The organism is Variovorax sp. 20P10.2.4, assembly GCF_058244205.1.
In genome coordinates this window covers 1-21,894 of the sequence record NZ_JBZAYE010000055.1, presented here as the reverse complement: position 1 = coordinate 21,894, position 21,894 = coordinate 1, and the positions used below count along the sequence as shown (strand labels likewise).

The window sequence follows — 21,894 nt, the reverse complement described above, 5'->3', positions numbered from 1 at the left end:
GCGGTGGCCACGAAGACCTCGAGCTGGCGCAGATTGAGGCGCAGGCGGGTCGAATTCTGCTGATCTGATTTTCCGGTCATCGTGAGCAATATTCTGCGCTTTTCCGTTCGATCGATGCTGCCTACCATCGGCCGGCCACGCTTGAAAACAAAGGACCGCCAGTGTTCAGTTTCCTGTCCCGCGAGCCCGTGCACGATCCGCTGGCGGCGCCCACGCCCACCGACCGGACCGAGGTCAAGACCACCACCTGCTACATGTGCGCCTGCCGCTGCGGCATTCGCGTGCACTTGCGAGAGGGCGAGAACGGACCCGAGGTGCGCTACATCGACGGCAACCCCGACCACCCGCTCAACAAGGGCGTGATCTGTGCCAAGGGTTCCTCGGGGATCATGAAGCAGGTGTCGCCCGCGCGGATCACGCAGCCGCTGCTGCGCAAGCCCGGCAGCGAACGCGGCGCCGGCGAGTTCGAGCCGATCGGCTGGGACCGTGCCTTCGAGATCCTGACCGAGCGGCTCGCGAAGATCCGCGCCACCGATCCGAAGAAGTTCGCGCTGTTCACCGGCCGCGACCAGATGCAGGCGCTCACCGGCCTGTTCGCGCGCCAGTTCGGCACGCCCAACTACGCGGCGCATGGCGGCTTCTGCTCGGTCAACATGGCCGCGGGCATGATCTACACCATCGGCGGCAGCTTCTGGGAGTTCGGCGGCCCCGACCTCGAGCGCGCCAAGCTGTTCGTGATGATCGGCACCGCCGAAGACCACCACAGCAACCCGATGAAGATCGCCATCAGCAAGTTCAAGCGCGATGGCGGGCGCTTCATCTCGATCAACCCGGTGCGCACCGGCTACTCGGCCATCGCCGACGAATGGATCCCGATCAAGCCCGGCACCGACGGCGCGCTGCTGATGGCGCTGCTGCATGAGCTGATCGCGAGCGAGCTGATCGACCATGCCTTCCTCCAGCGCTTCACCAACGCGCCGCAGCTGGTGGTGCTCGACGACTGCGAGCGCGAGGGTTTGTTCGCCTTCGACCCCGAGCGCGGCCCGCCCGGCGACGGCCGCCATCCGCACAACAAGCTGGTGTGGGACAAGGCCAGCGGCACGGTGAAGCCCGCCTATCCCGAGGGCATCGCCGACGGCTGCGATCCCGCGCTCGAGGGCCACTACACGCTGGCCGATGGCACGCGGGTGGCGCCCTCGTTCCAGCTGCTGCGCGAGCGCGTGGCGAGCTGCACGCCCGAATGGGCGCAGGCCATCACGGGCATCGATGCCGCGCGCATCCGCAAGCTGGCGCGCGAGATGGGCGAGACCGCGCTGCGCCAGGCCTTCGAGCTGCCGATCGCCTGGACCGATGCCTGGGGCAAGCGGCACGAGACCACGCAGGCGCGGCCCGTGGCCTTCCATGCGATGCGCGGGCTGGCGGCGCATTCGAACGGCTTCCAGACCGTGCGTGCGCTCGCGATCCTGATGAGCGTGCTGGGCACCATCGACGCGCCCGGCGGCTTTCGCCACAAGGCGCCGTACCCGCGACACATCGTGCCCAACTACCGGGCCTTCAACGATCCCGGGATGATCCAGCCCAACACGCCGCTCAATGCCGCGCCGCTGGGCTTCCCGGCCAGTCCCGACGAGCTCGCGATCAACCCCGACGGCTCGCCGATCCGCATCGACCATGCCTTCTCGTGGGAGCATCCGCTGTCGGCCCATGGGCTGATGCACAACGTCATCACCAACGCGGTGAAGGGCGATCCCTACCGCATCGACACCTTGCTGATCTTCATGGCCAACATGGCCTGGAACTCGAGCATGAACACGATGGCCGTGCGCGAGATGCTCAACCGCAAGGACGACCAGGGCGAGTACATGATCCCGTTCCTGGTGGTGTGCGACGCCTTCCAGAGCGAGACCGTGGCCTTCGCCGACCTGGTGCTGCCCGACACCACCTACCTCGAGCGCCACGATGCGATGAGCATGCTCGACCGGCCGATCTCGGAGTTCGACGGGCCGGTGGATTCGGTGCGCATCCCGGTGGTGCCGCCCACGGGGCAGTGCAAGCCCTTCCAGGAGGTGCTGATCGAGCTGGCCTCGCGGCTGAAGTTTCCGGCCTTCACCACGGCCGAGGGTGGCCGCAAGTACGCCGACTATCCCGACTTCGTCGTCAACTTCCAGCCGCAGCCGGGCATCGGCTTTTTGATGGGCTGGCGCGGCAAGGACGGCACCGAGCATCTGCGCGGCGAGCCCAATCCGAAGCAGTGGGAGGCCTATGCGCAGAACAACTGCGTGTTCCAGTACCACATGCCCGAGACCATGCACTACATGCGCAACTGGAACCGCGAGTACCTCGACTTCGCGAAGGACAAGGGCTGGCGCCAGCGCAACGACCCGGTGCAGCTCGCGCTCTATTCCGACACGCTGCAGAGCTTCCGCCTGGCCGCGCAGGGCAAGAGCCAGGGCCGCCAGCCGCCCGAGGGCCTGCGCGAGCGCATCGCCACCTACTTCGATCCGCTGCCCTTCTGGTATGCGCCGCTCGAGGAGGCCGCGACCGACACCGCGGCCTATCCGCTCAATGCGCTCACGCAGCGGCCGATGGCGATGTACCACTCGTGGGATTCGCAGAACGCGTGGCTGCGGCAGATCCACAGCCACAACTACCTGCATGTGAATCCCGTGACGGCCGAAGCCGCGGGCATTGCCGATGGCGGTTGGTGCTGGGTCGAGAGCCAGTGGGGCAAGGTGCGCTGCATGCTGCGCTACAGCGAGGCGGTGGAGCCCGGCACCGTGTGGACCTGGAATGCCATCGGCAAGGCCGACGGCGCGTGGCAGCTCGCACCGGGTGCCGACGAGGCGCGCAAGGGCTTCCTGCTCAACCACCTGATCAGCGAAGAGCTGCCGTGCGCGGGCACGGCCAGCGGGCGCATCAGCAATTCGGATCCGATCACGGGGCAGGCCGGCTGGTACGACGTGCGCGTGCGCATCCGGCCGGCCGAGCCCGGCGAGCCCGAGGAGAGCTATCCGCAGTTCGCGAGCATGCCGAGCGCTCCCGGCGTGCTGGGCAAGGCGGCGCAGGTGTTGACGTACTTTGCGGGGAGGGGGCGCAAATGATGCAGTGGTTGAAGGACTTGCTGGCGAGCGCCGCCCAGCCCCAGCCCGTGGCGGAAGCCGCTGGCGCCTTTCTCCCTCCCCCTCTGGGGGAGGGCGGGGGTGGGGGCAGCGGCGATGCCATCGGGCGCATTGCTTCTGCGAAGGCTGTCGTGCCCCCACCCCGACCCTCCCCCAGAGGGGGAGGGAGTCCGGCGAGCCAGCGTGCCGAGCCCGGCGAAACCCTCGCCAAGCAGCTCGCCCTCGTGATCGACCTCAACGTCTGCGTCGGCTGCCATGCCTGCGTGACCTCGTGCAAGCAGTGGAACACCTCGGGCAGCGCGGGCCCGCTCGCGGACTTCGAGCCCTATGGCGCGAACCCCACGGGCACCTTCTTCAACCGCGTGCAGACCTACGAGGCCGGTTCGTTCCCGAACACCGACACCGTGCACTTCCCCAAGAGCTGCCTGCACTGCGAGGACCCGCCCTGCGTGCCGGTCTGTCCGACCGGCGCGAGCTACAAGCGCAAGGAAGACGGCATCGTGCTGGTCGACTACGACAAGTGCATCGGCTGCAAGTACTGCGCCTGGGCCTGTCCCTACGGCGCGCGCGAGCTCGACGAGGAGCGCCAGGTCATGACCAAGTGCACGCTGTGCGTCGACCGCATCTACGACGAGCAGTTGCCCAAGGAAGACCGCAAGCCCGCCTGCGTGAAGGCCTGCCCCACCGGCGCGCGCCTGTTCGGCGACGTGAAGGACCCCGACTCCGAGGTCTCGCGCGCGATCCGCGAGCGCGGCGGCTATCCGCTGATGCCCGAGTGGGAGACCAATCCCGCCAACCGCTACCTGCCGCGTCGCAACATGGCCGCGCCCGCGCAGGGCACGCCGGAGTAGCGCGCATGCATCCCGCCTTCTCGATCCTCTTCTTCACCACGCTGGCCGGCGCCGCGCAGGGCCTGGTGGCCGCGCTCGCGCTGGCCGTGCTGTTCGGCCTCGGGCTGTCGCCGGGCTTCCTCGGCAGCGCGCTGGCGCTGGCCGAGCTGCTGCTGGTCGCGGGCCTCGCGGCCTCGTTCATGCACCTGGGCCGCAAGACGCGCGCCTGGCGCGCGGTGCTGATGTGGCGCACCTCGTGGATGTCGCGCGAGGTGATCGTGCTGCCGGCCTTCATCGCGCTGGTCGCGCTGTGGTGGCTCGTGCTGCGGCTCGAGGTCGCGGCGCCCTGGTCGGTGCTGCTGCCCGTGCTGGTGCTGGGGGGCGCCGTCGCGCTGTGGTACTGCACCGCGATGATCTACGCCTGCCTGCGCTTCATCCAGGAATGGGCGCATCCGCTGACCATCGCCAACTTCATGCTGATCGGGCTGTCGTCGGGCCTGGTGCTGGCCTGCGCGCTCGCTGCCTGGGCCGGCGAGGCGCGCTTCGTGCGCGCCTTCGGCCCGTGGGCGTTGGCCTTCACGCTCGTGGCCTGGGCCGTGCGCGCGGTCACGCTGCGCCGCAATGCGCGGCTGCGCCCGCGCTCCACCCTGCAGTCGGCCACGGGCATTCGCACGCACAAGCTGGTGCAGAAGTCGATGGGTATGTCGGCGGGCTCGTTCAACACGCGCGAGTTCTTCCATGGCGCCTCGCAGCTCGCGCTGCGCCAGGTCAAGCTGGGCTTCCTGCTGCTGGCCTTCGCGCTGCCCGCGCTGCTGCTGGCCTGGGGCCTCGCGAGCGCGGCCGCGCTGCCGTGGCTGCTCGCGGTGCTGGTGCAGGCGCCGGGGCTGCTGGCCGAGCGCTGGTTCTTCTTCGCGCAGGCACAACATCCGCAGAACCTGTACTACCAGGTGGTGTCGTAGGACCGATGCCCGTCGTCGAGGGCGCTAGGGGTTAGCACGCTGGCCGGATGCCGGGTGGTGATGCAAAAACACGCGTTGCCTTCCGAACGACAGGTTGCCCCCTCCGATGACCGACCACCTGTATTTCTTCAGTGCGAATTCCTACGTCTACGCCTCGCGCAAGGACGACTTCCCCGCCACCTCCAGGCCCCACGCGGTGCTGCTGTTCTCCGTCGATGGCACGCCGCTCACCTTGCGCACGCCGCGGCGCCAGTTCGTGGGCGGTGCGATCGCGGTGGCGCCGCAGACGGTGCGCACGCTGAGCATGTCGAACGCGGGCCTGGTGAGCATCAACCTGCCGCCGTCGTCGCCTTTCTTCAGCGCCTTCAGCAGCATCGTGCCGCCGGGCGCGCACGTGCTCGAGCGCAAGGCCTTCAAGCCCTTCGACGGCTTTCTCGCCGGCATGCACGAGGGCGCGCGCAAGCCCGCGCAGGCCGAGGAGATCTTTCGCGACCTGGTCACGATGGCGGTGGAGCAGCTGCCGCGCGCGCAGCGCATCGACACGCGCGTGCTGCAGGTGCTGCGCTACCTCGACGAGGAACCCGAGGCCTCGCTGGTCGAGCTCGCGCGCGCCTTCGAGCTCTCGCCGCACCGCATGTCGCACCTGATCTCCGATTCGCTCGGGCTGTCGTTCCGGGCCTACCAGGCCTGGCGCAAGCAGGTGCGCGTGTGCAAGCTGCTGTACTCGGGCCGCTCGCTCACCGACATCGCGCACGAGGCCGGCCTGAGCGACTCGGCGCATCTCTCGCACTTCTACCGGCACTGGTACGGGCAGAGCCCGTCGTACTCGCGCGACCGCGAGTCGGTGAAGTTCTTCTCCTGAACGCGCCCACGAAAAAAAGCCGCCGCGGGGCGAAACCCGCGGCGGCTTTCTTCTTCATGGCGGCGCGTTCAGCGCGGCATCTGCTTGGTCGTCACGGTCGAGAAGCCGGTCTTCACGATCGAGGGAATGCCGATGTCGAGATACTGGTCGGCGTCGTCGTACTTCGGCCAGGTCACGCCGACCTTGGCGACGTTGGGATCGCCCGTGGTCGCGAAGCGGGTCCACATGCTCATGACCTCGTCGCTGAGCTTGTAGTCGCGATCGCTCACGCCCGGATCGGGCGGGATGTCGGGGCTCGCGGGCAGCAGCGAGGTGCCGTAGATGCGCCCGACCGTGGCGAGCGAGCCGTACTGGTAGGACACCTCGAGCCCGTGGTAGGCCGCCACGCCCGCATTGGCCCAGTTCACCGGCACGTGCGTGAAGATGTAGGTGTAGATCGGCGACTTCTGCACCTTCACCATCTGCTTGAGGAAGTTGCCGCGCAGCGGGTTGGCCGCCGTGATCTCGGCGCCGCCGTTGCCCACCATGAAGGGCACGTCGCTGTGCTTGTTGTCGAGGATCAGGTTGCCGATGGTGTCGGGCAGCGACCAGTCGTCGACCGTGAAGGCCGTGGTGTAGCCGCTGCCGCTCGCGAACGAGGCCGCGATGATGTCCTGCCACGGCTTCTTGCGCAGCGCGTCGATGTCGGCCGCGCCCACCTTGGCCATCAGCTTCACGCCGTATTGCTCGGTCTGCGCGAGCGGCGTGCCGGCGGTGGTCCAGCCGGCTTCGGCAATGGCGCGATGGAACAGCCCCTTGGCCAGCGGCGAGGCTACGAGCCAGTTGGTCTTCATGCCGCCGCCCGAGTGGCCCCAGATGGTGACGTTGCCCGGATCGCCGCCGAAGCCCTCGATGTTCGCCTGCACCCACTTGAGCGCCGCGACCAGGTCGAGCTGGCCGTAGTTGCCCGAGGACTTGTGGGCGGACTCGGCCGTGAGCGCCGGATGCGCCATGTAGCCGAGCGCGCCGATGCGGTGCTGCACCGTGACCGACACCACGCCGTGGTTGGGCAGGTTCGGCAGGTTGTCGCTCGCGCGGTTCACCGAGCCGGTGGTGAGGCCGCCGCCATGGAACAGCACCATCACCGGCAGCTTCTCGCCCTTCTTCTTCGCGGGCGTCGTGATGTTGAGGCGCAGCACGTCCTCGCCCATGCCCGATTCGGGCACGGCGTCGTAGACCGGCGACGCGGGGAAGGGCTGCGGCGCCATCTTGCTGTAGCTGGTGGCGGCATAGACACCGTCCCACGCGGCCGGCGGTTGCGGCGGTTTCCAGCGCAGGTTGCCGACCGGCGGCGCGCCGTAGGGGATGCCCTTGTACTGGTGCACCTGCGCGTCGCCTTCGCCGACCGTGCTGCCCGACACCTTGCCCGATGCGGTCTGGATCGGATCGGCATAGGCGTTCGCATCCGCCGCGGGCGGCGGATCGCCGCCATTGCCGCCCGATGCGGGGGGCAGCGGAATGAATCCGCTGCCGCCGCCACCGCCGCCGCATGCCACCAGCCCCGCGCTCAATGCGAGGGCCATAAGCCACTTCATCCCCGTACCTCTGTCCTGACGTTTCATGTCTCCACACCTGGTTGTTGAGTGAGCTGGCATCGTAGGAACGCAGGTGCGCGCACGCTTGTACCGAGATGCTGTGCTGACGCGGGCGCGACAACAGCAACTCGGTACAAGCGCGAGCGGAGGCAATGTGCTTGCGTGGCGCGCGATGCGCGCGAAGTTCAGGCGTCGTGGTTCAACGCCAGCCCGGGCGTGGGCCAGTCGTCGATCGCGATCAGCCGCCCGCTGCCCGACAGCGTGACGAAGGCGGTGCGCAGGCCGGGGCCGCCGAAGCAGATGTTGGTGGTGTAGCGGTCGGGCAGCGGCAGGTGCTCGACCTGGCCGCCGTCGGGCGCCACGATGCTGATGCCGCCATGCAGCAGCGTCGCCACGCAGAGGTTGCCGAGCGCATCGACCGCCATCGAGTCGAAGCGCTGGTAGTGCCCGCCCGGCGAGGCGCAGAGCATGCGCCCGCCATGCGGCGAGGGCCAGCCGTCCTTGCGCACGCGGCCCGGCGCGACAATGTCGAAGGCCCAGACGCGCGCGCCCTCGGTCTCGGCGTAGTAGAGCGTCTGGCCATCGGGCGACAGCGCGATGCCGTTGGGCGTCATCACGGGCCGTGCGATCGCATGCGCGGCGGCGCCGTCGGCATGGCCGTAGAACAGGCCGCCGCGGTCCATGTCGCGCTCGCGCACCTTGCCGAGGTCGGTGAAGTAGAAGCCGCCATGCGCATCGAACACGATGTCGTTGGGCCCGCACAGCGCGCCGCCCTCGACCGTGTCGTAGAGCCGCTCGGCACGGCCGGTCGCGAGGTTCACACGCTCGATGCGCCCGCCCGAGTAGTCGTCGGCCTGGCCCACGGGCCGCACGCTGCCGTCGGCCTCGGTGTGCCACTTGAAGCCGCCGTTGTTGCAGACGTAGACCGCGCCGTCGGGTCCGATCGCGGCACCGTTCGGGCCACCGCCGAGATCGGCCACCACCTGCACCAGGCCATCGGGCCGCACGCGCGTGAGCGTGCTGCGCGCGATCTCCACCAGCAAGACCGAACCGTCGCGCAGGGCGATCGGTCCTTCGGGAAACTGCAGGCCGCTGGCGATTTCTCGGATCTTCATCGGGTGTCTCCTGGCGCGTGGACGTTGGGCCTCAGCGGTTCGAGAGCGCCTTCTGCATGAACACGCTGAGCGGGTCGTCGGTGTAGCTGCCGAAGGGGCCGCGGCGCTCGTAGCCTAGCGAAGCATAGAGGGCGAGGGCTTCGGGTTGGAACGGCCCGGTCTCGAGCAGAAGCAGTTTGCAGCCCGCGTCGATGGATGCGGACTCCAGCGCCTGAAGCAGCTTTCGCGCGATGCCCCGGCCACGGAAGCCGGGCGCGACGTACATGCGCTTGATCTCGCCCTGCGCGGTGTCGAGCACCACCGCGCCGCAACCGATGGCCCGCCCCATGTCGTCACGCGCGACGAAGAACAGCACGTTGGCTTGCTTCAACGACGCGAGGTCGAGCGCGTGCCGGCTTTCGGGTGGGTAGAGCGTGTCTTGATAAGCGTCGAGCTCGGCGATCAGGGCGATCACCTCGGGCTGATCGGGCGACTCGGGCGCAATGGTCATCGGCGAAGGCTACCCCACGGCCTTGATGAGCCGGTCGCGCCCCGCCTTCGCGAGCATCGACGCGACGGCGCAGGAGGCCAGTCGCGCCGCTTCCGAATCGGCGCGGCTCGTGAGGATCACCGGCACCTTGGTGCCGAGCACGATGCCGGCCGCATAGGCACCGCCGAGGAAGGTGAGGCTCTTCGCGAGCATGTTGCCGGCATCGAGGTCGGGCACGATCAGCACGTTGGCGCGGCCCGCCACGGGCGAGACGATGCCCTTGATGCGCGCGGCCTCGGCATCGATCGCGTTGTCCATCGCGAGCGGGCCGTCGAGTTGCGCGCCCGTGATCTGGCCGCGGTCGGCCATCTTGCAGAGCACGGCCGCGTCGAGGGTGGAGGGCACCTTGGCGTTGACGGTTTCGGTGGCCGAGAGGATGGCCACGCGCACGGCCGGCATCAGCAGCGCATGCGCGAGGTCGATCGCGTTCTGCACGATGTCGACCTTCTCCTCGAGCGTGGGCGCGATGTTGATCGCCGCATCGGAAATCACCAGCGGCTGCGCATGGCCGGGCACGTCCATCACGAAGCAATGGCTGATGCGGCGCGAGGTGCGCAGGCCGCCTTCACGGCGCACCACCGCGCCCATCAGTTCGTCGGTGTGCAGGCTGCCCTTCATCAATGCATCGACCTCGCCGCGCAGGGCCATCGCCACGGCCGCGTCGGCCGCGGCATGGCTGTGCGGCGCGTCGACGATGGGAATGCCCGAGAGGTCGATGCCGATCTCGTGCGCCGCCGCTTCGATCTTCGCGCGCGGGCCCACCAGCGTGGGCGCGATCAGTCCCAGCGCGGCCGAGGCGAGCGCAGCCTCGAGCGACACGGCATTGGCCGGATGCACCACCGCCACGCGCAGCGGCGGCAGGCCGCGCGCGGCGGCGATCAGGCGGTCGTAGTGCGGATGGGAGGCGGTGGTGGTCGACGAGGTCATGCGGGGCTCCTTCTCTCTCAGCGTGCCGGTGCCGCGGTGGAGCGGCGCACGATCAGTTCGGCGGGCAGCGTGACGCGCGTGGTGCCGGCGTCGACGCCCGCGATCTGCGCCAGCAGCGTGCTGACCGCGGCACGGCCCATGTCGGCCAGTGGCTGCCGCACGGTCGTGAGCGCGGGATGCACCTGGGCCGCGGCCGCGACGTCGTCGAAGCCCACCACGGAGACGTCCTCGGGTATCCGCAGCCCATGGTCCTGGAACACGCCCATCAGGCCGAAGGCGCTCAGGTCGTTGGCGGCGAACACGGCGCTGGGACGTTGCGGCAGCGCGAGCAGCTGGCGTGCCGCGGCGCGGCCGCCCTCGAAGTCGTACTCGCCGGGCACCACCAGCGCCGGGTCGCGTTCCAGCCCGTGCACCGCGATCGCGTCGTCGTAGGCGCGGCGCCGATCGAGCGCCGACTCGAGCTTCTCGGCGCCCGCGACGAAGGCGATGCGGCGATGCCCCAGCTCGGCCAGGTGCTTCATCGCGGCGCGTGCACCGCCGTAGCTGTCGGCCGCGACGCAGGGCAGCTCGCCCGGCTCGCCGGGACTGTCGATCATCACCACCGGGAAGCGCTCCGAGGCCATGTCGATCATCAGGTCGAGCCGGTAGGGCAGCAGGGCCACCACCCCCTCGGTGGACTGCCGCATCAGCTGCAGCACCTCGACCGAAGGCGGCCTGTTGGGCGGGCCCTGCGAATACACCAGGACCTCGATGCCGGCGGCGGCGGCCGTTTCGACCACGCTGCCGACGATGTCGGCAACGAACGGATGGTTCAGGCGCGTGGCGATCAGCCCGATGAGGCGGGGGCGCGTACCGGACTTGGAGGCCGTGCGGTGGCCCTCGTAGCCGAGCTCGGACGCGACCTTGAGCAAGGCGTCTCGGGTCTGCGACGAAACGCCGGGCTGGTTGTTGATGGCCCGCGAAGCGGTCATGACCGACACGCCGGCTGCCGCCGCGATGTCGGCCAAGGTGATGGTGGTCCGCGCCATGTCCTGGAGGTTGAAGCGTTGTACTCGGGGCATCATAACGTTCGGGTAACGCTCTTATGTAACGTTATTCACGGTTTCGCTATGGATTACATGGTATTTACCAGTATTGAGATAATTAACGTTAACAATATCGTTATGACGTCTGAATCTTCAGGAGTGGGCACGGCAATGAAGCCTCGGTCTTTCGCCGGCGGATGGGCCATTTCCGCCGGCTGCATCTTCGGCTATGTCGCGGCGCAGGGCGCCCCGACCATCACGGCATGGGACATCCAGACCCAGCCGGGCGTTTCGCGGGTGCTGCAGGACGCCGGCAAGCGCTTCGAGAGCAGCCATGCCGGCTACACGGTGCAGCGCTCGCCGATCGCCAACGAGGCCTACAAGGTCAAGTTGAAGATCGCCTTCGGCGCCAACCAGCCGCCGTGCGTGTTCGCCAACTGGGGCGGCGGCCTGCTGCGCGAGTACGTGAAGGCCGGGCAGGTGCTCGACCTCTCGCCCTACCTGGCCCGCGACGAGGCCTTCCGCGCGCGCTTTCTTCCCGGGGCCTTCGACGCCACCACCATCGACGGCAAGGTCTATGGCCTGCCCGGCGAAGAGACCTCGGCGGCGGTCATCTTCTACAACACCGAACTCTTTCGCCGGCACGGCCTGAAGCCGCCGCGCACCTGGCCCGAGCTGATGGCGCTGGTGGGCACGCTCAAGGGGCTGGGCATCGCGCCCTTCGCGCTGGCCAACAAGTCCAAGTGGCCCGGCTCGATGTACTTCATGTACCTGGTCGACCGCATCGGCGGCCCCGATGCCTTTCGCAAGGCGGCGGCGCGCACGGGCGGGGAGGGCTTCGCCGCGCCGGCCTTCGTCGAGGCCGGCCGCTACCTGCAGGAGCTGGTGCGGGCGGGTGCCTTCGCACCGGGCTTCAACGGGCTCGACTACGACGCCGGCGCCTCGCGCCGCCTGCTCTATGCGGGCAAGGCCGCGATGACGCTGATGGGCAGCTGGGAGCTCGGCAACATCCAGAACGAGAACCCGGCGTTCCGCAAGAAGGTCGACTTCTTTCCCTTTCCCACCGTGCCGAACGGCAAGGGCGCGGGCGATGCCGTCATCGGTTCGATGGGCACCAACTTCTACAGCATCTCCAGCGCCTGCAAGTCGCCCGAAGCCGCGTACGCGCTGATCAAGACCATGGTCGACGACGAAGCCGTGCGGGCCCGGCTGGCCAACAGCCGCATGGTGCCGGTCAAGGGACTGCAGCTCGCCGATCCGCTGCTGCAGCGGCTGATGAGCACGGTCGTGAGCGCGCCATCGGTGCAGCTGTGGTACGACCAGGAACTGCCGCCGCAGCTCGCCGAGCTGCACAAGGACACGGTGCAGGCGCTGTTCGGCCTCTCGATGACGCCCGAGCAGGCCGCGCGGAAAATGGAGGCGCTGGCGGCGCGGATGCCGCGCTGAGCACCGGCCCGTGCCCGGACCAGGAGCCTTCATCGTGAGTTCGCGCGTCTCCGTCTTCGCATCGACGCCACGGCGCCGCGCCGCGCTGGCGCGGCGGCTCGCGCCGGTGGTGTTCCTGGCGCCGGCCGTGCTGCTGCTGCTGGTCTTCCTGGTTTATCCGCTCGTCGACAGCTTCCGTCTCTCGCTGTTCGAATGGAACGGCCTGGGCGCCGGCCGCGTCTTCGTCGGCCTGCGCAACTGGATCGAGCTGCTGCACGACACGCAGTTCCGGCGCGCGCTGTGCAACAACCTGCTGCTGGCGCTGCTCTCGGTGCTGATCCAGCTGCCCATCGCGCTGGCGCTGGCCTTGCTGCTCGACCGCGCGGGCCGCGGTTCGCAATGGCTGAAGCTGCTCTACTTCCTGCCGCTGCTGTTCTCCAGCGTTGCGCTGGGCGTGGTCTTCAAGAACATCCTCGACCCCAACTTCGGCCCTCTCAACGCGCTGCTGCAGGCCATCGGCCTGCCGGGGCTGGCGCAGGACTGGCTCGGCGACACGCGCCTGGCCCTGCTGTCCGTGGCGCTCGTGATCTGCTGGCAGAACATCCCGTTCCACATGATTCTGTTCCTGGCCGGCCTGGCTTCCTTTCCGCGTGAACTCGCCGAGGCCGCGCGCCTCGACGGCGCGCGCCCGGCCAAGGTGTTCTGGACCATCAAGCTGCCCTGGCTGCGGGGCACCATCCGCATCGCCGCGATGCTCGCCGTGATCGGCTCGCTGCGCTACTTCGACCTGGTCTACGTGATGACCGGCGGCGGTCCCGAAGGCGCCTCGGAGCTGATGGCGACCTACATGTACCGCACCGTGTTCTCGTCCTACCAGCTCGGCTACGGCAGCACCATCGCCTCGGCGATGTTCCTGGTCGTGACGCTGATCGCCGCCTTTGGCCTGCGCCTGACGCGGCGCTTCTCGACCCCGGTGTGACATCCATGCTTGTTCGCTCCCGTCCGCTGACACTCGGCCTGGTCTGGCTGCTGGCCTTGGTCTGGCTCGCGGTCACGCTGCTGCCGATCGCCTTCATGCTGGTGACCAGCCTCAAGTCGCAGCAGGACATGTTCTCGGGCAGCCTCTGGGCCTGGCCCGAGCGTTTCGACTGGAGCCACTACCTGTCGGTGCTGCGAGGCGGCTATGCGGGGTATCTGCGAAACAGCCTGCTGGTGGTCGGCGCCTCGGTGCTGCTGATCGTCGCGGCGTCGACGATGGCGGCCTACGCGCTCGCGCGCCTGCGGTTTCGCTTCAACCATGCACTGCTCGGGCTGATCGTTGCCGCGATGGTGGTGCCGCTGCACGTCACGCTGGTGCCCGTCTACCTGATGACGCGCAACCTCGGGCTCTACGACACGTTGTTCGCGCTGATCGGTCCCTACGTCGCCACCAGCCTGCCGGTCTCGATCGTCATCCTGACCGAGTTCATGCGCCAGATCCCGCGCGAACTCGAGGAGGCCGCCGAGATCGACGGCAGCGGTCCGTTCACCATCTTCCGGCAGATTTTCCTGCCGCTCTCCGGCCCTGGCATCGCCACGGTGGCGATCTACAACGGCATCCACCTGTGGACCGAATTCATCTTCGCCTACGTGCTCACCAGCTCGCCCGGCATGCGCACGCTGCCCTTGGCGCTGTGGGACTATCAGGGCGAGTTCTCTTCGAACATCCCCGCGATGCTCGCGGTGGCGACGCTCACCTCGCTGCCGTTGTTGGCCGCCTATGCGATCGGGCAGGAGCGGATCGTCAAGGGGATGATGGCGGGCGTGCTCAAGGGTTGAGTGAGGCCCGCGATCGGAAGGCCCGCGAGGTCGATGCCGATCTCGTGCATTGCCGCGGCGAAATTTTTTTCGATCGATGTGTTGACGACGGAGTAAAGACTATTTACAGTCCGACTCCTTCGCGCGGCAGACTGCGCATCTTTCGATTTCACACACAGCACCACAGGACCCATCGTGACCACCGCAGCACGCATTTGCATCGACAGCCTCCGACCCATGCCGGTCCGGCCGCTCGTGCGCGCTCTGCTGGCCGTCACGGTCGCTGCATGGCTGAACGAGAACCACAGATTGCATCCGGGTGGAGGACGCGCTTAGGCGACGACCTCCCAAGCGCTCTTTACCAAGAGGCCCGGACACCGAAAGGTTCCGGGCCTTTTCGTTTTGGGCCTGTGCAACGAACCCTTGACCCATGCAGCGATCGTGCTGCAGCGCATGAAGCCAGGCGGCCCATGCACGCTCCTTAAAAATTCGAAACGACGAGGCGGGGCCGCGATGGCGCGGCCCCTCACCTCGGCAAGCAAGAGAAAACACATTCAGCCTCGGTGACGCAATCGGTAGACGTGTCCGCCTTAGAAGCGGAATTCTGGGAGTTCGAGTCTCCCTCGAGGCACCAAATTTCTCTGGGTGTAGTGTCAATCAGGTAGACGACCTGCCTTGGAAGCAGGAGGCTGCAGGTTCAAATCCTGCCACCCAGACCATCTTCGTTCTTATCGTGCGTGTGTAGCTCAACTGGCAGAGCACTGGTCTCCAAAACCAGCGGTTGAGGGTTCGATTCCTTCCGCGCGCGCCACCTCGTTTTTTCTTTCTGCGTCTCGTTCGTCTAGCGGTGAGGACGCCGGACTTTCACTCCGGAAATCGCGGGTTCGAATCCCGCACGAGACGCCATCCTCATCCCGCGTTAGCTCAATGGATCAGAGCACCTGCCTACGAAGCAGGGGGTTGCACGTTCGAGTCGTGCACGTGGGGCCATTCTTTTTTCCCCGGTAGCTCAGCTGGTAGATGCGGCGCACTGTTAATGCGCAGGTCACACGTTCGAACCGTGTTCGGGGAGCCATTCAATTCATGCAGGCCTGACCGGCTCGCGCACCAGCGCCCGCGCCACGCGCCACGCCATCCACAGCAGCGCGATCGGCAGCACCACCGTCTGCAGCGCGAACAGCGCGATCAGCTTCACGATGCGCTCGGCCCAGTCCGAGGCCGAGCGGATGATCTGGTCGTAGGTGGCCTTGAGGTTCGGCAGCTTCGGCAGCCAGCGCTCGATGCGTTCCTTCCAGCCCTCCTGCGCATTCGGCTGCGCCTCCTGCGCGGTGTCGACCACGGCGGCCGGCGACTTCTCGATCAGCGCGAGCGCTGATTGGTACTCGTCGGCCATGAAGACGCGGTACAGCCCCTCGTTGGCCATGGCCGACAGCGGCACCGCGAAGCGCACCAGCAGCAGCCCGATCAGCAGCGACTGCAGCCAGCGCGGCGAACGGCCGCTGTGCCAGCGCCAGGCGATCCATGCCAGCGCCACCGCGCAGACCAGCACCGACATGTAAGCATGCGCGCCGATCTTCAGCAGCACCAGCTGGATGCCGAAGGACACGCTGGCCGCCAGCATGATGGCCGCGAACTGTTCGATCAGTTCGTTGAGCGGCTTGAGCGCCTGACCCGGTGCGAGGCTCACGCCGATGCCGCCGGGCGTGGCGTCGACCTGCGTGCCCTGCGCCACCGACACCACCGCGCCGAGCGCGCGTGCCGCGGCAAAGGTGGTCAGGGCGCGCTTGAGTCCGTCCTCGACCTGCGCGCGCGCGGGCGTGTCGATCGGCGCCACCCAGCAACCGAGGAACACCACGAGGGCGACGGCGAGAAGGTAGAAGCGCTGCAGCGGTCGGTTGGAAGTGGTGGTGCTGTTCATGGCTCGTGGTCGGATGCGTGCGCGCGGTCGCGTGAAAGGCCGCGGCGGGCTTCTGGCATTCTCGCGGCGCTCGGTCGCCGCTCGAAAGAATCCCGCATGGCGGGGTCGGTCGGGGTGTGCGTTCGACGTCGCCCCGGGTTTCTTGTTCCCTTCGGAGTCCTCTTCATGACAACCACCGTTCAACCTCGCAAGATCGTCGTGCTCTCGGGCTCGGGCGTGAGCGCCGAAAGCGGCCTGCCCACCTTCCGCGACGCCAAGGGCCTGTGGAACAACCATCCGTGGCAGGAGCTCGCGAGTCCCGAGGGCTGGCAGCGCCATCCCCAGACCGTGCAGGCCTTCTACAACGAGCGCCGCCAGAAGGCCTGGGCGGCCCAGCCCAATGCGGCGCACGCGGCCATCGCCTCGCTCGAGCCGGCCTACGAGGTGGTCATCGTCACGCAGAACGTCGATGCACTGCACGAGCGCGCCGGCTCCACGCAGGTGCTGCACATCCACGGCGAGCTCGCCTACGCGCGCGGCACCTCGGAGCGGCGTCATCGCTACCGCATCGACGGCGCGGCGATCGAGATGGGCCAGCTGTGCGAAGACGGCACGCAGCTGCGGCCCGACATCGTGTGGTTCGGCGAATCGGTGCAGCACTTCGACGAGGCGCTGATGCACGTCACCACCGCGGCGCGCGTGCTGGTGGTGGGCACCTCGCTCGCGGTGCAGCCGGCCGCCTCGCTCGCACGGTACGCGCACGCGAGCGCCGAGAAGGTGCTGGTGTCGCTCGAGATGGAGGAGGTGCCGCCCGGCTTCGCCTTCATGCGCGGCAGAGCGACCGAGCAGGTGCCGACGCTCGTCGCGCGATGGCTCGCGGAGGCGGAGCGAGCCGGCGCGTAGCGTTCGCCAACGCAAGCCCGTCATCGTGAGATGACGGGCTTTTTTGTGTCGCCTTGTTTCGGCCGTCGCGCACAAAGCCCTTGAAAGAACCGATTGTTCTAAGGTTTCGGGCGCGTAGTGCTTTTTTCGCCGTGACCTTCTGCACTGGCGAGCCCATCGCGCATCACCTACCTTCCAGGCGGTTTCAACGCAACACGGGAGCAGCTCATGGCGGTAGACATGTTCATGCGCGTCGAAGGCGCGAATGGCGAATCGAAGGACGCGAACCACAAAGACTGGACGGACATCAAGTCCTTCGCATGGGGCGCGACCCAGCCCGGCAACATGGTCAGCGGTGGCGGCGGTGGCGTGGGCAAGGCCAGCTTCAACGACCTGCAGGTGCTCGCGCGCATCGACAAGGCGGCACCGGCCGTGCTGAAGAACTGCGCCAGCGGCAAGCACCTGAGCAAGATCGAAGTGTCGGTCTGCAAGGCCGGCGGCTCGCAGATCGAATACACGCGCGTGACGCTCGAGGAGGTGCTGGTCACCTCGGTGCAGTACACGGCCGAGCAGGGCAGCGACGCGGTGTTCGTGCAGTACGCGTTCCAGGCCGCCAAGGTCAAGCAGCAGTACTGGGAACAGACCGACAAGGGCGGCAAGGGCGCCGAAACCCAGCTCGGCTGGAACATCAAGGAAAACAGGGAAGCCTGAGCACCGCGCGTGCAGCCCGGCGTGCGATGCGCGCCGGCTCGTGCGCGCCCGTGCGTTGCATCCGCTTCGTCGCTGAGTCCCCGGCCCCATGACCCGCAGCTTCATCGCCCACAGCGCGCTGGGCGAGCGCCTCAAGTTCCGTTCGATGACGGGGCAGGAGCGCATCTCCACGCTGTTCGAATCGCGCGTGCGGCTGGTCAGCGAGCTGCCCGGCATCTCGGCCAGGCAGATGCTCGGCGAGGACATGACGATCGAGGTCAACCTCGCGACCGAGCTCGGCAGCGCCGGCCAGCGCTTCATCAGCGGCCAGGTCACGCGCTTCGCGCGCGTGGGCAAGGACGACGGCGACATGCATGTCTACGAAGCCCAACTGCGCCCCTGGCTCTGGTATGCCACGCGGCGCTCGGATTTCAAGATCTTCCAGTTCAAGTCCGTGCCCGACATCGTGCAGGAGGTGCTCGCGCCTTACGGCTTCGGCATCGATGCGCGGCTGAGCGGCAGCTACCGCAACTGGGACTACTGCGTGCAGTACGGCGAGACCGACTTCGATTTCGTGAGCCGGCTCATGGAGTCCGAGGGCATCTACTACTTCTTCGCGCATGCCAGGGGCAGCCACCAGCTCGTGCTGTGCGACGGCCCGGGCTCGCATGCGACGCTGCCCGCGGGCCCGGTCAAGGTGCCGTACCACGCGGGCGTGCTCGCGGCGCAGATCCTCGAGCAGGACTTCATCGACAGCTGGCACCACGCCGAGGACATCGCCTCGGGCCATTTCGCGACCGATGACTACGACTTCAAGAAGCCCCACGCCGAGATCGACACGCTGCGTCGCCAGCCCGCGGGCCACAGCCGCGACAGCTACGAGATCTACGACTGGCCCGGCGGCTACACCGAACTCGGCGATGGCGAGAACTACGCGCGGCTGCGGCTCGAGCAGCAGACCGGCCGGCGCGAATCGATCGAGGCCGAAGGCAACCTGCGCCACATCGCGCCGGGCTACCTGTTCGACCTCGCGCGCCATCCGAACGCCGAGGACAACCGCCGCTACCTGATCGAGGCCGCGAGCCACGACTTCCAGGAGAACGCGCTGCGCGTGGCCGCCGCCGGTGCCGCCTATGGCGAATCGACCAGCAGCACCAGCTACCGCCAGGCCTTCGCGGTGGTGCCCGACAGCGCCCCGTATCGCGTGCCGCGCCTCACGCCGCGCCCGCGCACCACCGGTCCGCAGACCGCCGTGGTGGTGGGCCCGGCGGGCGAGGAGATTCACACCGACGAGTACGGCCGCATCAAGGTGCAGTTCCACTGGGACCGCTACGGCCAGCGCGACGAGAACGCCTCGTGCTGGATCCGCGTTTCGCAGACCTGGGCCGGCGGCGGCTACGGCAGCATGCAGATCCCGCGCATCGGCCAGGAGGTGATCGTCGACTTCCTCAACGGCGACCCCGACCATCCGATCGTCACGGGCTGCGTCTACAACGCCGCGCAGATGCCGGCCTGGGAGCTGCCGCGCCACAAGACGCAGTCGGGCATCCAGACGCACTGGAGCAAGGGCGGCGGTGGCAAGCACATGCTGCGCTTCGAGGACAAGCGCGGCAGCGAGCACATCGAACTGTCGACCGACCACGGTGCCACCCACCTGCACATGGGCTACCTGATGAACCAGGGCTCGGAGGTGCAGCGCAGCTACGGCTTCGAGCTGCGCACCAACGAGTGGGGCTCGATCCGCGCCGACAAGGGCCTGCTGCTGACCACCTACACGCAGGACTTCACGCAGCGCGTGTCGCGCGACAACCCCGACGGCCACGAACACATGGGCGCCGCGCTCGCGCAGAGCGGCGCGCTGATGCAGTCGGCCGGCCAGGCCATCGCCGCCACCAAGGCGCTGGTCGGCGCCATGGCCAAGGGCAAGGGCCAACAGCTCATGGGGCTGGCGCAGGGCGTGCAGTCGCTGGCCGGCGCGGCGCAGGCCGTGAGTGCGCTGGCTGGGAGCGATGCTTCCGACGAGGCCGGCGTCTCGGGCGATGCCGACCCCGCCATGGCCGATGCGCAGCGCATGCTCGACCTGTCGCGCAGGATCGACAAGCCCGTGGTCTCGATCGTGAGCCCCGAGGGCCAGACCATGATCAGCCCCAAGCCCATCGTCGTGAGCTCGGGCCAGAGCGTGTCGATGCGCTCGCAGTCGGCCATGACCTTGACCACCGGCGCGCAGCTCACGCAGCTGGTGGCGGGCGGCATGCTGACGCAGGTGGCCAAGGGCGGGCAGGTCAACGTGGTCTCGGGCGGCGACATCGTCTCGCATGCGAGCGAGGGCGCGATCAATCTCGTCGCCAAGACCGATGCCTCTGTGACCTCGACCGAGAGCAATGCCAACCTCGTGGGCCGCAAGTCGGTGCTGGTGCAGGCGGTGGACCAGGACGTGTTCGTGATGGGCAAGACCAGCATCTCGCTGATCTGCGGCAAGTCGTCGATCGTGCTGCTGGAGGACGGGACGATCCGGATCAGTGGCGTGAAGGGGCTGGTGAACTTCACGGAGGATCTGGACCAGCGGGGCGGGAAGATCTTTCTGAACTGCGAGGCGCCGGTGGGTGCGGCGCCGCCCGAGGCCACCGAGGAGGAACAGGCGCCCGCCTTGCCCGCGGCGGCCGCGCCGGCGACACCGCAGAGCGCGGCCACCTCCGGTGCGACCATGAAGTCCAAGACTCTCACCGCGCAGATGAAGGCGCTGAAGGCTGCGCACTGGAAGATCGTCTATGGGCCGAGCGGCAAGGGCTCGCACACCAATCTGCAGACCCAACGGATCACGCTCGACAGCGACGTCAAGACGAACCCGGCGATGTTCCACGAGCACCTCGCCCACGAGTTCGGGCATGCGTTGTATCCGGGAAAGATCGACCTTCAATCGAAGGAGAGCTACATCGACAGCATGTTGATGTCGGAGGGCGCGGCACAGATGAACGAGATCACGGTGCAGCGCGAACTGCTGGCGATGGGCGCGGGCGACATCAAGGCGACGACCAATCCCATTCACATGGCCATCTACAACGGCGCTTACGACAACGCCTTGAAAACGGGCGACACCGAATCGGCGATCCGGACCATGGGCACGATCTACGGCACCGGGAAGACTTCGACGACCAAGGAGTCCTACTACGACTACTACGCCAAGGGCTACCCCCAGGCCCTGAAGGCCATGTCTCAAAGCAATCCGAAGGGCCCGAAGTGAGCGCGGCGATGAACGGTCCGTCGTCTTCGTTGTCCTTGTGGAGCATGGTCGATGCCTTGTCCGCGCAGATTCCGTTCTCGGCGCCGGCCGTGGCGAGCCTTCTGTCGGCGCCCTTGGCGGAAGCCTCGCCGGCCGATGACGAACCGTTCTGCTTCTTCGAAGGCGGGCCGATCCGTCTCGGCGATGGTGCCGAGATCTCGAACGTCGACCTGCGAATCCGACGCGAACCCGGGCATCCTGGATTTCTTGTCATCGAGTTGCAGGGCCGCTGCGTCCCGCTGGAGGAGGTGAGGGCTCGCCATCAGCTGCTGTTGCTCACCGGCGTGCCGCGTGGCCGTTCGCCCGAGGAGGCGATCACCCTCAGCGCCGAGACGACATGGGGACGGCTGTCGTTCGGGTTCAAGGAACGCCGCCGCGACTGCCTGGCCTACATCGTCTTCGCGCCCCACTGAACTGCAGGACGCCCATGCGCTATCACATCCAAGAAGGCCACTTCGACCTCCCCGACGACGGCCGCATCGACCGCTCGATGAACGTGCTCGCCATGCCCGACGGCAGCGGCGTCACCTTCATCGTGAGCCGCGACGCACTGCGCGCGCAGGAAACCCTGGCCGCCTTCGTCGAACGCCAGATGAACGACCTCAAGCGCCAGGTGAGCCAGTTGCAGGAGACCTCGCGCAACCCCATCGGCGTGGGCCCCGCGATGCGCAGCCTGGCCGCGATCGAGATCGCCACCCGCTTCAGGCAGAACGGCCAGGCGCTGCACCAGCGGCAGGCCGCGTTCCAACTGCCCGACGGCCGCGCGGTGCTGATCCTCACCGCGAGCAGCCCCGAGCCTTTCGGCGAGAGCGAGCTCGCGCTGTGGCAGCGCACGCTCGCGAGCTTCCAGCCCAGGGACTGACGCGGCACCGCGCCTGCGTGCCTCGCCATCGACCATGCCCGGCCAACCCGCAGCGCGCCTGCACGACCCCATCGCCCACACCAACGCGCATGCGCGCTTCTGGGCCAGGTTCGCCGGCGGG

At 67.9% G+C, this 21,894-nt stretch carries 18 protein-coding genes and 6 tRNA genes; 18 read left to right on the top strand and 6 right to left on the bottom strand.

Annotation, left to right across the window (positions count from 1 at the left end; genetic code table 11):
- Positions 1-161 precede the first annotated feature (161 nt).
- The 4 genes from AC27VN_RS08275 (at position 162) to AC27VN_RS08260 (ending at position 5,770) form a co-directional block, all read left to right on the top strand.
- Entirely contained in the window at positions 162-3,101 is a 2,940-nt protein-coding gene (locus AC27VN_RS08275) for a molybdopterin oxidoreductase family protein (RefSeq protein ID WP_490876224.1), read from the top strand.
- Positions 3,102-3,343: 242 nt separating this feature from the next.
- Positions 3,344-3,970 (top strand): 4Fe-4S dicluster domain-containing protein, encoded by a 627-nt coding sequence (locus AC27VN_RS08270; protein ID WP_093341224.1) that lies wholly within the window; start codon positions 3,344-3,346, stop codon positions 3,968-3,970.
- A gap of 5 nt (positions 3,971-3,975) precedes the next feature.
- Entirely contained in the window at positions 3,976-4,908 is a 933-nt protein-coding gene (locus AC27VN_RS08265; RefSeq protein WP_490876223.1) for a dimethyl sulfoxide reductase anchor subunit family protein, read from the top strand.
- Positions 4,909-5,014: 106 nt separating this feature from the next.
- A complete protein-coding gene (locus AC27VN_RS08260; RefSeq protein WP_296781437.1) occupies positions 5,015-5,770 on the top strand; it encodes a helix-turn-helix domain-containing protein in 756 nt (251 codons plus the stop codon).
- A 68-nt stretch (positions 5,771-5,838) separates the two neighbouring features.
- Here the strand turns inward: AC27VN_RS08260 and AC27VN_RS08255 are convergent, their stop codons facing one another.
- The 5 genes from AC27VN_RS08255 to AC27VN_RS08235 all read right to left on the bottom strand — a co-directional run bounded on the left by AC27VN_RS08255 (position 5,839) and on the right by AC27VN_RS08235 (position 10,976).
- Positions 5,839-7,332, bottom strand: a complete 1,494-nt coding sequence (locus AC27VN_RS08255; RefSeq protein WP_490876222.1) for a carboxylesterase/lipase family protein — start codon at positions 7,330-7,332, stop codon at positions 5,839-5,841.
- Positions 7,333-7,529: 197 nt separating this feature from the next.
- Positions 7,530-8,459, bottom strand: a complete 930-nt coding sequence (locus AC27VN_RS08250; RefSeq protein WP_490876221.1) for an SMP-30/gluconolactonase/LRE family protein — start codon at positions 8,457-8,459, stop codon at positions 7,530-7,532.
- Between the two features lie 31 nt (positions 8,460-8,490).
- On the bottom strand, positions 8,491-8,949 hold the full coding sequence (locus AC27VN_RS08245; RefSeq protein ID WP_490876220.1) for a GNAT family N-acetyltransferase: 459 nt from the start codon (positions 8,947-8,949) through the stop codon (positions 8,491-8,493).
- A gap of 9 nt (positions 8,950-8,958) precedes the next feature.
- Positions 8,959-9,915, bottom strand: a complete 957-nt coding sequence (locus tag AC27VN_RS08240) for a phosphate acetyltransferase (RefSeq protein WP_490876219.1) — start codon at positions 9,913-9,915, stop codon at positions 8,959-8,961.
- A gap of 17 nt (positions 9,916-9,932) precedes the next feature.
- Positions 9,933-10,976 (bottom strand): LacI family DNA-binding transcriptional regulator, encoded by a 1,044-nt coding sequence (locus tag AC27VN_RS08235; RefSeq protein ID WP_490876218.1) that lies wholly within the window; start codon positions 10,974-10,976, stop codon positions 9,933-9,935.
- 135 nt (positions 10,977-11,111) lie between these two features.
- On the opposite strand from AC27VN_RS08235, the gene AC27VN_RS08230 reads away from it, so the two are divergent.
- From AC27VN_RS08230 to AC27VN_RS08190, 9 genes are all read left to right on the top strand, one after another.
- Entirely contained in the window at positions 11,112-12,386 is a 1,275-nt protein-coding gene (locus AC27VN_RS08230; RefSeq protein ID WP_490876217.1) for an extracellular solute-binding protein, read from the top strand.
- 34 nt (positions 12,387-12,420) lie between these two features.
- On the top strand, positions 12,421-13,344 hold the full coding sequence (locus AC27VN_RS08225) for a carbohydrate ABC transporter permease (RefSeq protein WP_490876216.1): 924 nt from the start codon (positions 12,421-12,423) through the stop codon (positions 13,342-13,344).
- A 5-nt stretch (positions 13,345-13,349) separates the two neighbouring features.
- The gene (locus AC27VN_RS08220) at positions 13,350-14,183 is read left to right on the top strand and encodes a carbohydrate ABC transporter permease (protein ID WP_490876215.1); all 834 of its coding nucleotides are present in this window, start codon (positions 13,350-13,352) and stop codon (positions 14,181-14,183) included.
- A gap of 536 nt (positions 14,184-14,719) precedes the next feature.
- A tRNA-Leu gene (locus AC27VN_RS08215) sits at positions 14,720-14,796 on the top strand.
- Positions 14,797-14,803: 7 nt separating this feature from the next.
- Positions 14,804-14,881 (top strand) — tRNA-Pro (locus AC27VN_RS08210).
- Between the two features lie 16 nt (positions 14,882-14,897).
- Positions 14,898-14,973, top strand: a tRNA-Trp gene (locus tag AC27VN_RS08205).
- A 19-nt stretch (positions 14,974-14,992) separates the two neighbouring features.
- A tRNA-Glu gene (locus AC27VN_RS08200) sits at positions 14,993-15,068 on the top strand.
- A gap of 7 nt (positions 15,069-15,075) precedes the next feature.
- A tRNA-Arg gene (locus AC27VN_RS08195) sits at positions 15,076-15,152 on the top strand.
- Between the two features lie 8 nt (positions 15,153-15,160).
- A tRNA-Asn gene (locus tag AC27VN_RS08190) sits at positions 15,161-15,237 on the top strand.
- A 6-nt stretch (positions 15,238-15,243) separates the two neighbouring features.
- Here the strand turns inward: AC27VN_RS08190 and AC27VN_RS08185 are convergent.
- Positions 15,244-16,080 (bottom strand): hypothetical protein, encoded by an 837-nt coding sequence (locus tag AC27VN_RS08185; protein WP_490876214.1) that lies wholly within the window; start codon positions 16,078-16,080, stop codon positions 15,244-15,246.
- 165 nt (positions 16,081-16,245) lie between these two features.
- Here AC27VN_RS08185 and AC27VN_RS08180 point away from each other — a divergent pair, with 165 nt between their 5' ends.
- The 5 genes from AC27VN_RS08180 (at position 16,246) to AC27VN_RS08160 (ending at position 21,773) form a co-directional block, all read left to right on the top strand.
- On the top strand, positions 16,246-16,962 hold the full coding sequence (locus tag AC27VN_RS08180) for an SIR2 family NAD-dependent protein deacylase (protein ID WP_490876213.1): 717 nt from the start codon (positions 16,246-16,248) through the stop codon (positions 16,960-16,962).
- A gap of 207 nt (positions 16,963-17,169) precedes the next feature.
- Positions 17,170-17,652: an Hcp family type VI secretion system effector gene (locus tag AC27VN_RS08175; RefSeq protein ID WP_093340269.1), complete on the top strand. Its 483-nt coding sequence runs from the start codon at positions 17,170-17,172 to the stop codon at positions 17,650-17,652.
- 88 nt (positions 17,653-17,740) lie between these two features.
- A complete protein-coding gene (locus tag AC27VN_RS08170) occupies positions 17,741-20,872 on the top strand; it encodes a type VI secretion system Vgr family protein (protein ID WP_490876212.1) in 3,132 nt (1,043 codons plus the stop codon).
- 8 nt (positions 20,873-20,880) lie between these two features.
- Positions 20,881-21,324: a hypothetical protein gene (locus AC27VN_RS08165; RefSeq protein WP_490876211.1), complete on the top strand. Its 444-nt coding sequence runs from the start codon at positions 20,881-20,883 to the stop codon at positions 21,322-21,324.
- A gap of 14 nt (positions 21,325-21,338) precedes the next feature.
- The gene (locus AC27VN_RS08160; protein WP_490876210.1) at positions 21,339-21,773 is read left to right on the top strand and encodes a DcrB-related protein; all 435 of its coding nucleotides are present in this window, start codon (positions 21,339-21,341) and stop codon (positions 21,771-21,773) included.
- Positions 21,774-21,894 lie beyond the last annotated feature (121 nt).

What these genes read in the sequence shown, in the direction of transcription:
- AC27VN_RS08265 (WP_490876223.1), top strand. Translation starts at nt 3,976, where the DNA reads ATGCATCCCGCCTTCTCGATCCTCTTCTTCACCACGCTGGCCGGCGCC.
- AC27VN_RS08260 (WP_296781437.1), top strand. Translation starts at nt 5,015, where the DNA reads ATGACCGACCACCTGTATTTCTTCAGTGCGAATTCCTACGTCTACGCC.
- AC27VN_RS08255 (WP_490876222.1), bottom strand. Translation starts at nt 7,332, where the DNA reads ATGGCCCTCGCATTGAGCGCGGGGCTGGTGGCATGCGGCGGCGGTGGC.
- AC27VN_RS08250 (WP_490876221.1), bottom strand. Translation starts at nt 8,459, where the DNA reads ATGAAGATCCGAGAAATCGCCAGCGGCCTGCAGTTTCCCGAAGGACCG.
- AC27VN_RS08245 (WP_490876220.1), bottom strand. Translation starts at nt 8,949, where the DNA reads ATGACCATTGCGCCCGAGTCGCCCGATCAGCCCGAGGTGATCGCCCTG.
- AC27VN_RS08240 (WP_490876219.1), bottom strand. Translation starts at nt 9,915, where the DNA reads ATGACCTCGTCGACCACCACCGCCTCCCATCCGCACTACGACCGCCTG.
- AC27VN_RS08235 (WP_490876218.1), bottom strand. Translation starts at nt 10,976, where the DNA reads ATGCCCCGAGTACAACGCTTCAACCTCCAGGACATGGCGCGGACCACC.
- AC27VN_RS08230 (WP_490876217.1), top strand. Translation starts at nt 11,112, where the DNA reads ATGAAGCCTCGGTCTTTCGCCGGCGGATGGGCCATTTCCGCCGGCTGC.
- AC27VN_RS08220 (WP_490876215.1), top strand. Translation starts at nt 13,350, where the DNA reads ATGCTTGTTCGCTCCCGTCCGCTGACACTCGGCCTGGTCTGGCTGCTG.
- AC27VN_RS08185 (WP_490876214.1), bottom strand. Translation starts at nt 16,080, where the DNA reads ATGAACAGCACCACCACTTCCAACCGACCGCTGCAGCGCTTCTACCTT.
- AC27VN_RS08180 (WP_490876213.1), top strand. Translation starts at nt 16,246, where the DNA reads ATGACAACCACCGTTCAACCTCGCAAGATCGTCGTGCTCTCGGGCTCG.
- AC27VN_RS08175 (WP_093340269.1), top strand. Translation starts at nt 17,170, where the DNA reads ATGGCGGTAGACATGTTCATGCGCGTCGAAGGCGCGAATGGCGAATCG.
- AC27VN_RS08170 (WP_490876212.1), top strand. Translation starts at nt 17,741, where the DNA reads ATGACCCGCAGCTTCATCGCCCACAGCGCGCTGGGCGAGCGCCTCAAG.
- AC27VN_RS08165 (WP_490876211.1), top strand. Translation starts at nt 20,881, where the DNA reads ATGAACGGTCCGTCGTCTTCGTTGTCCTTGTGGAGCATGGTCGATGCC.
- AC27VN_RS08160 (WP_490876210.1), top strand. Translation starts at nt 21,339, where the DNA reads ATGCGCTATCACATCCAAGAAGGCCACTTCGACCTCCCCGACGACGGC.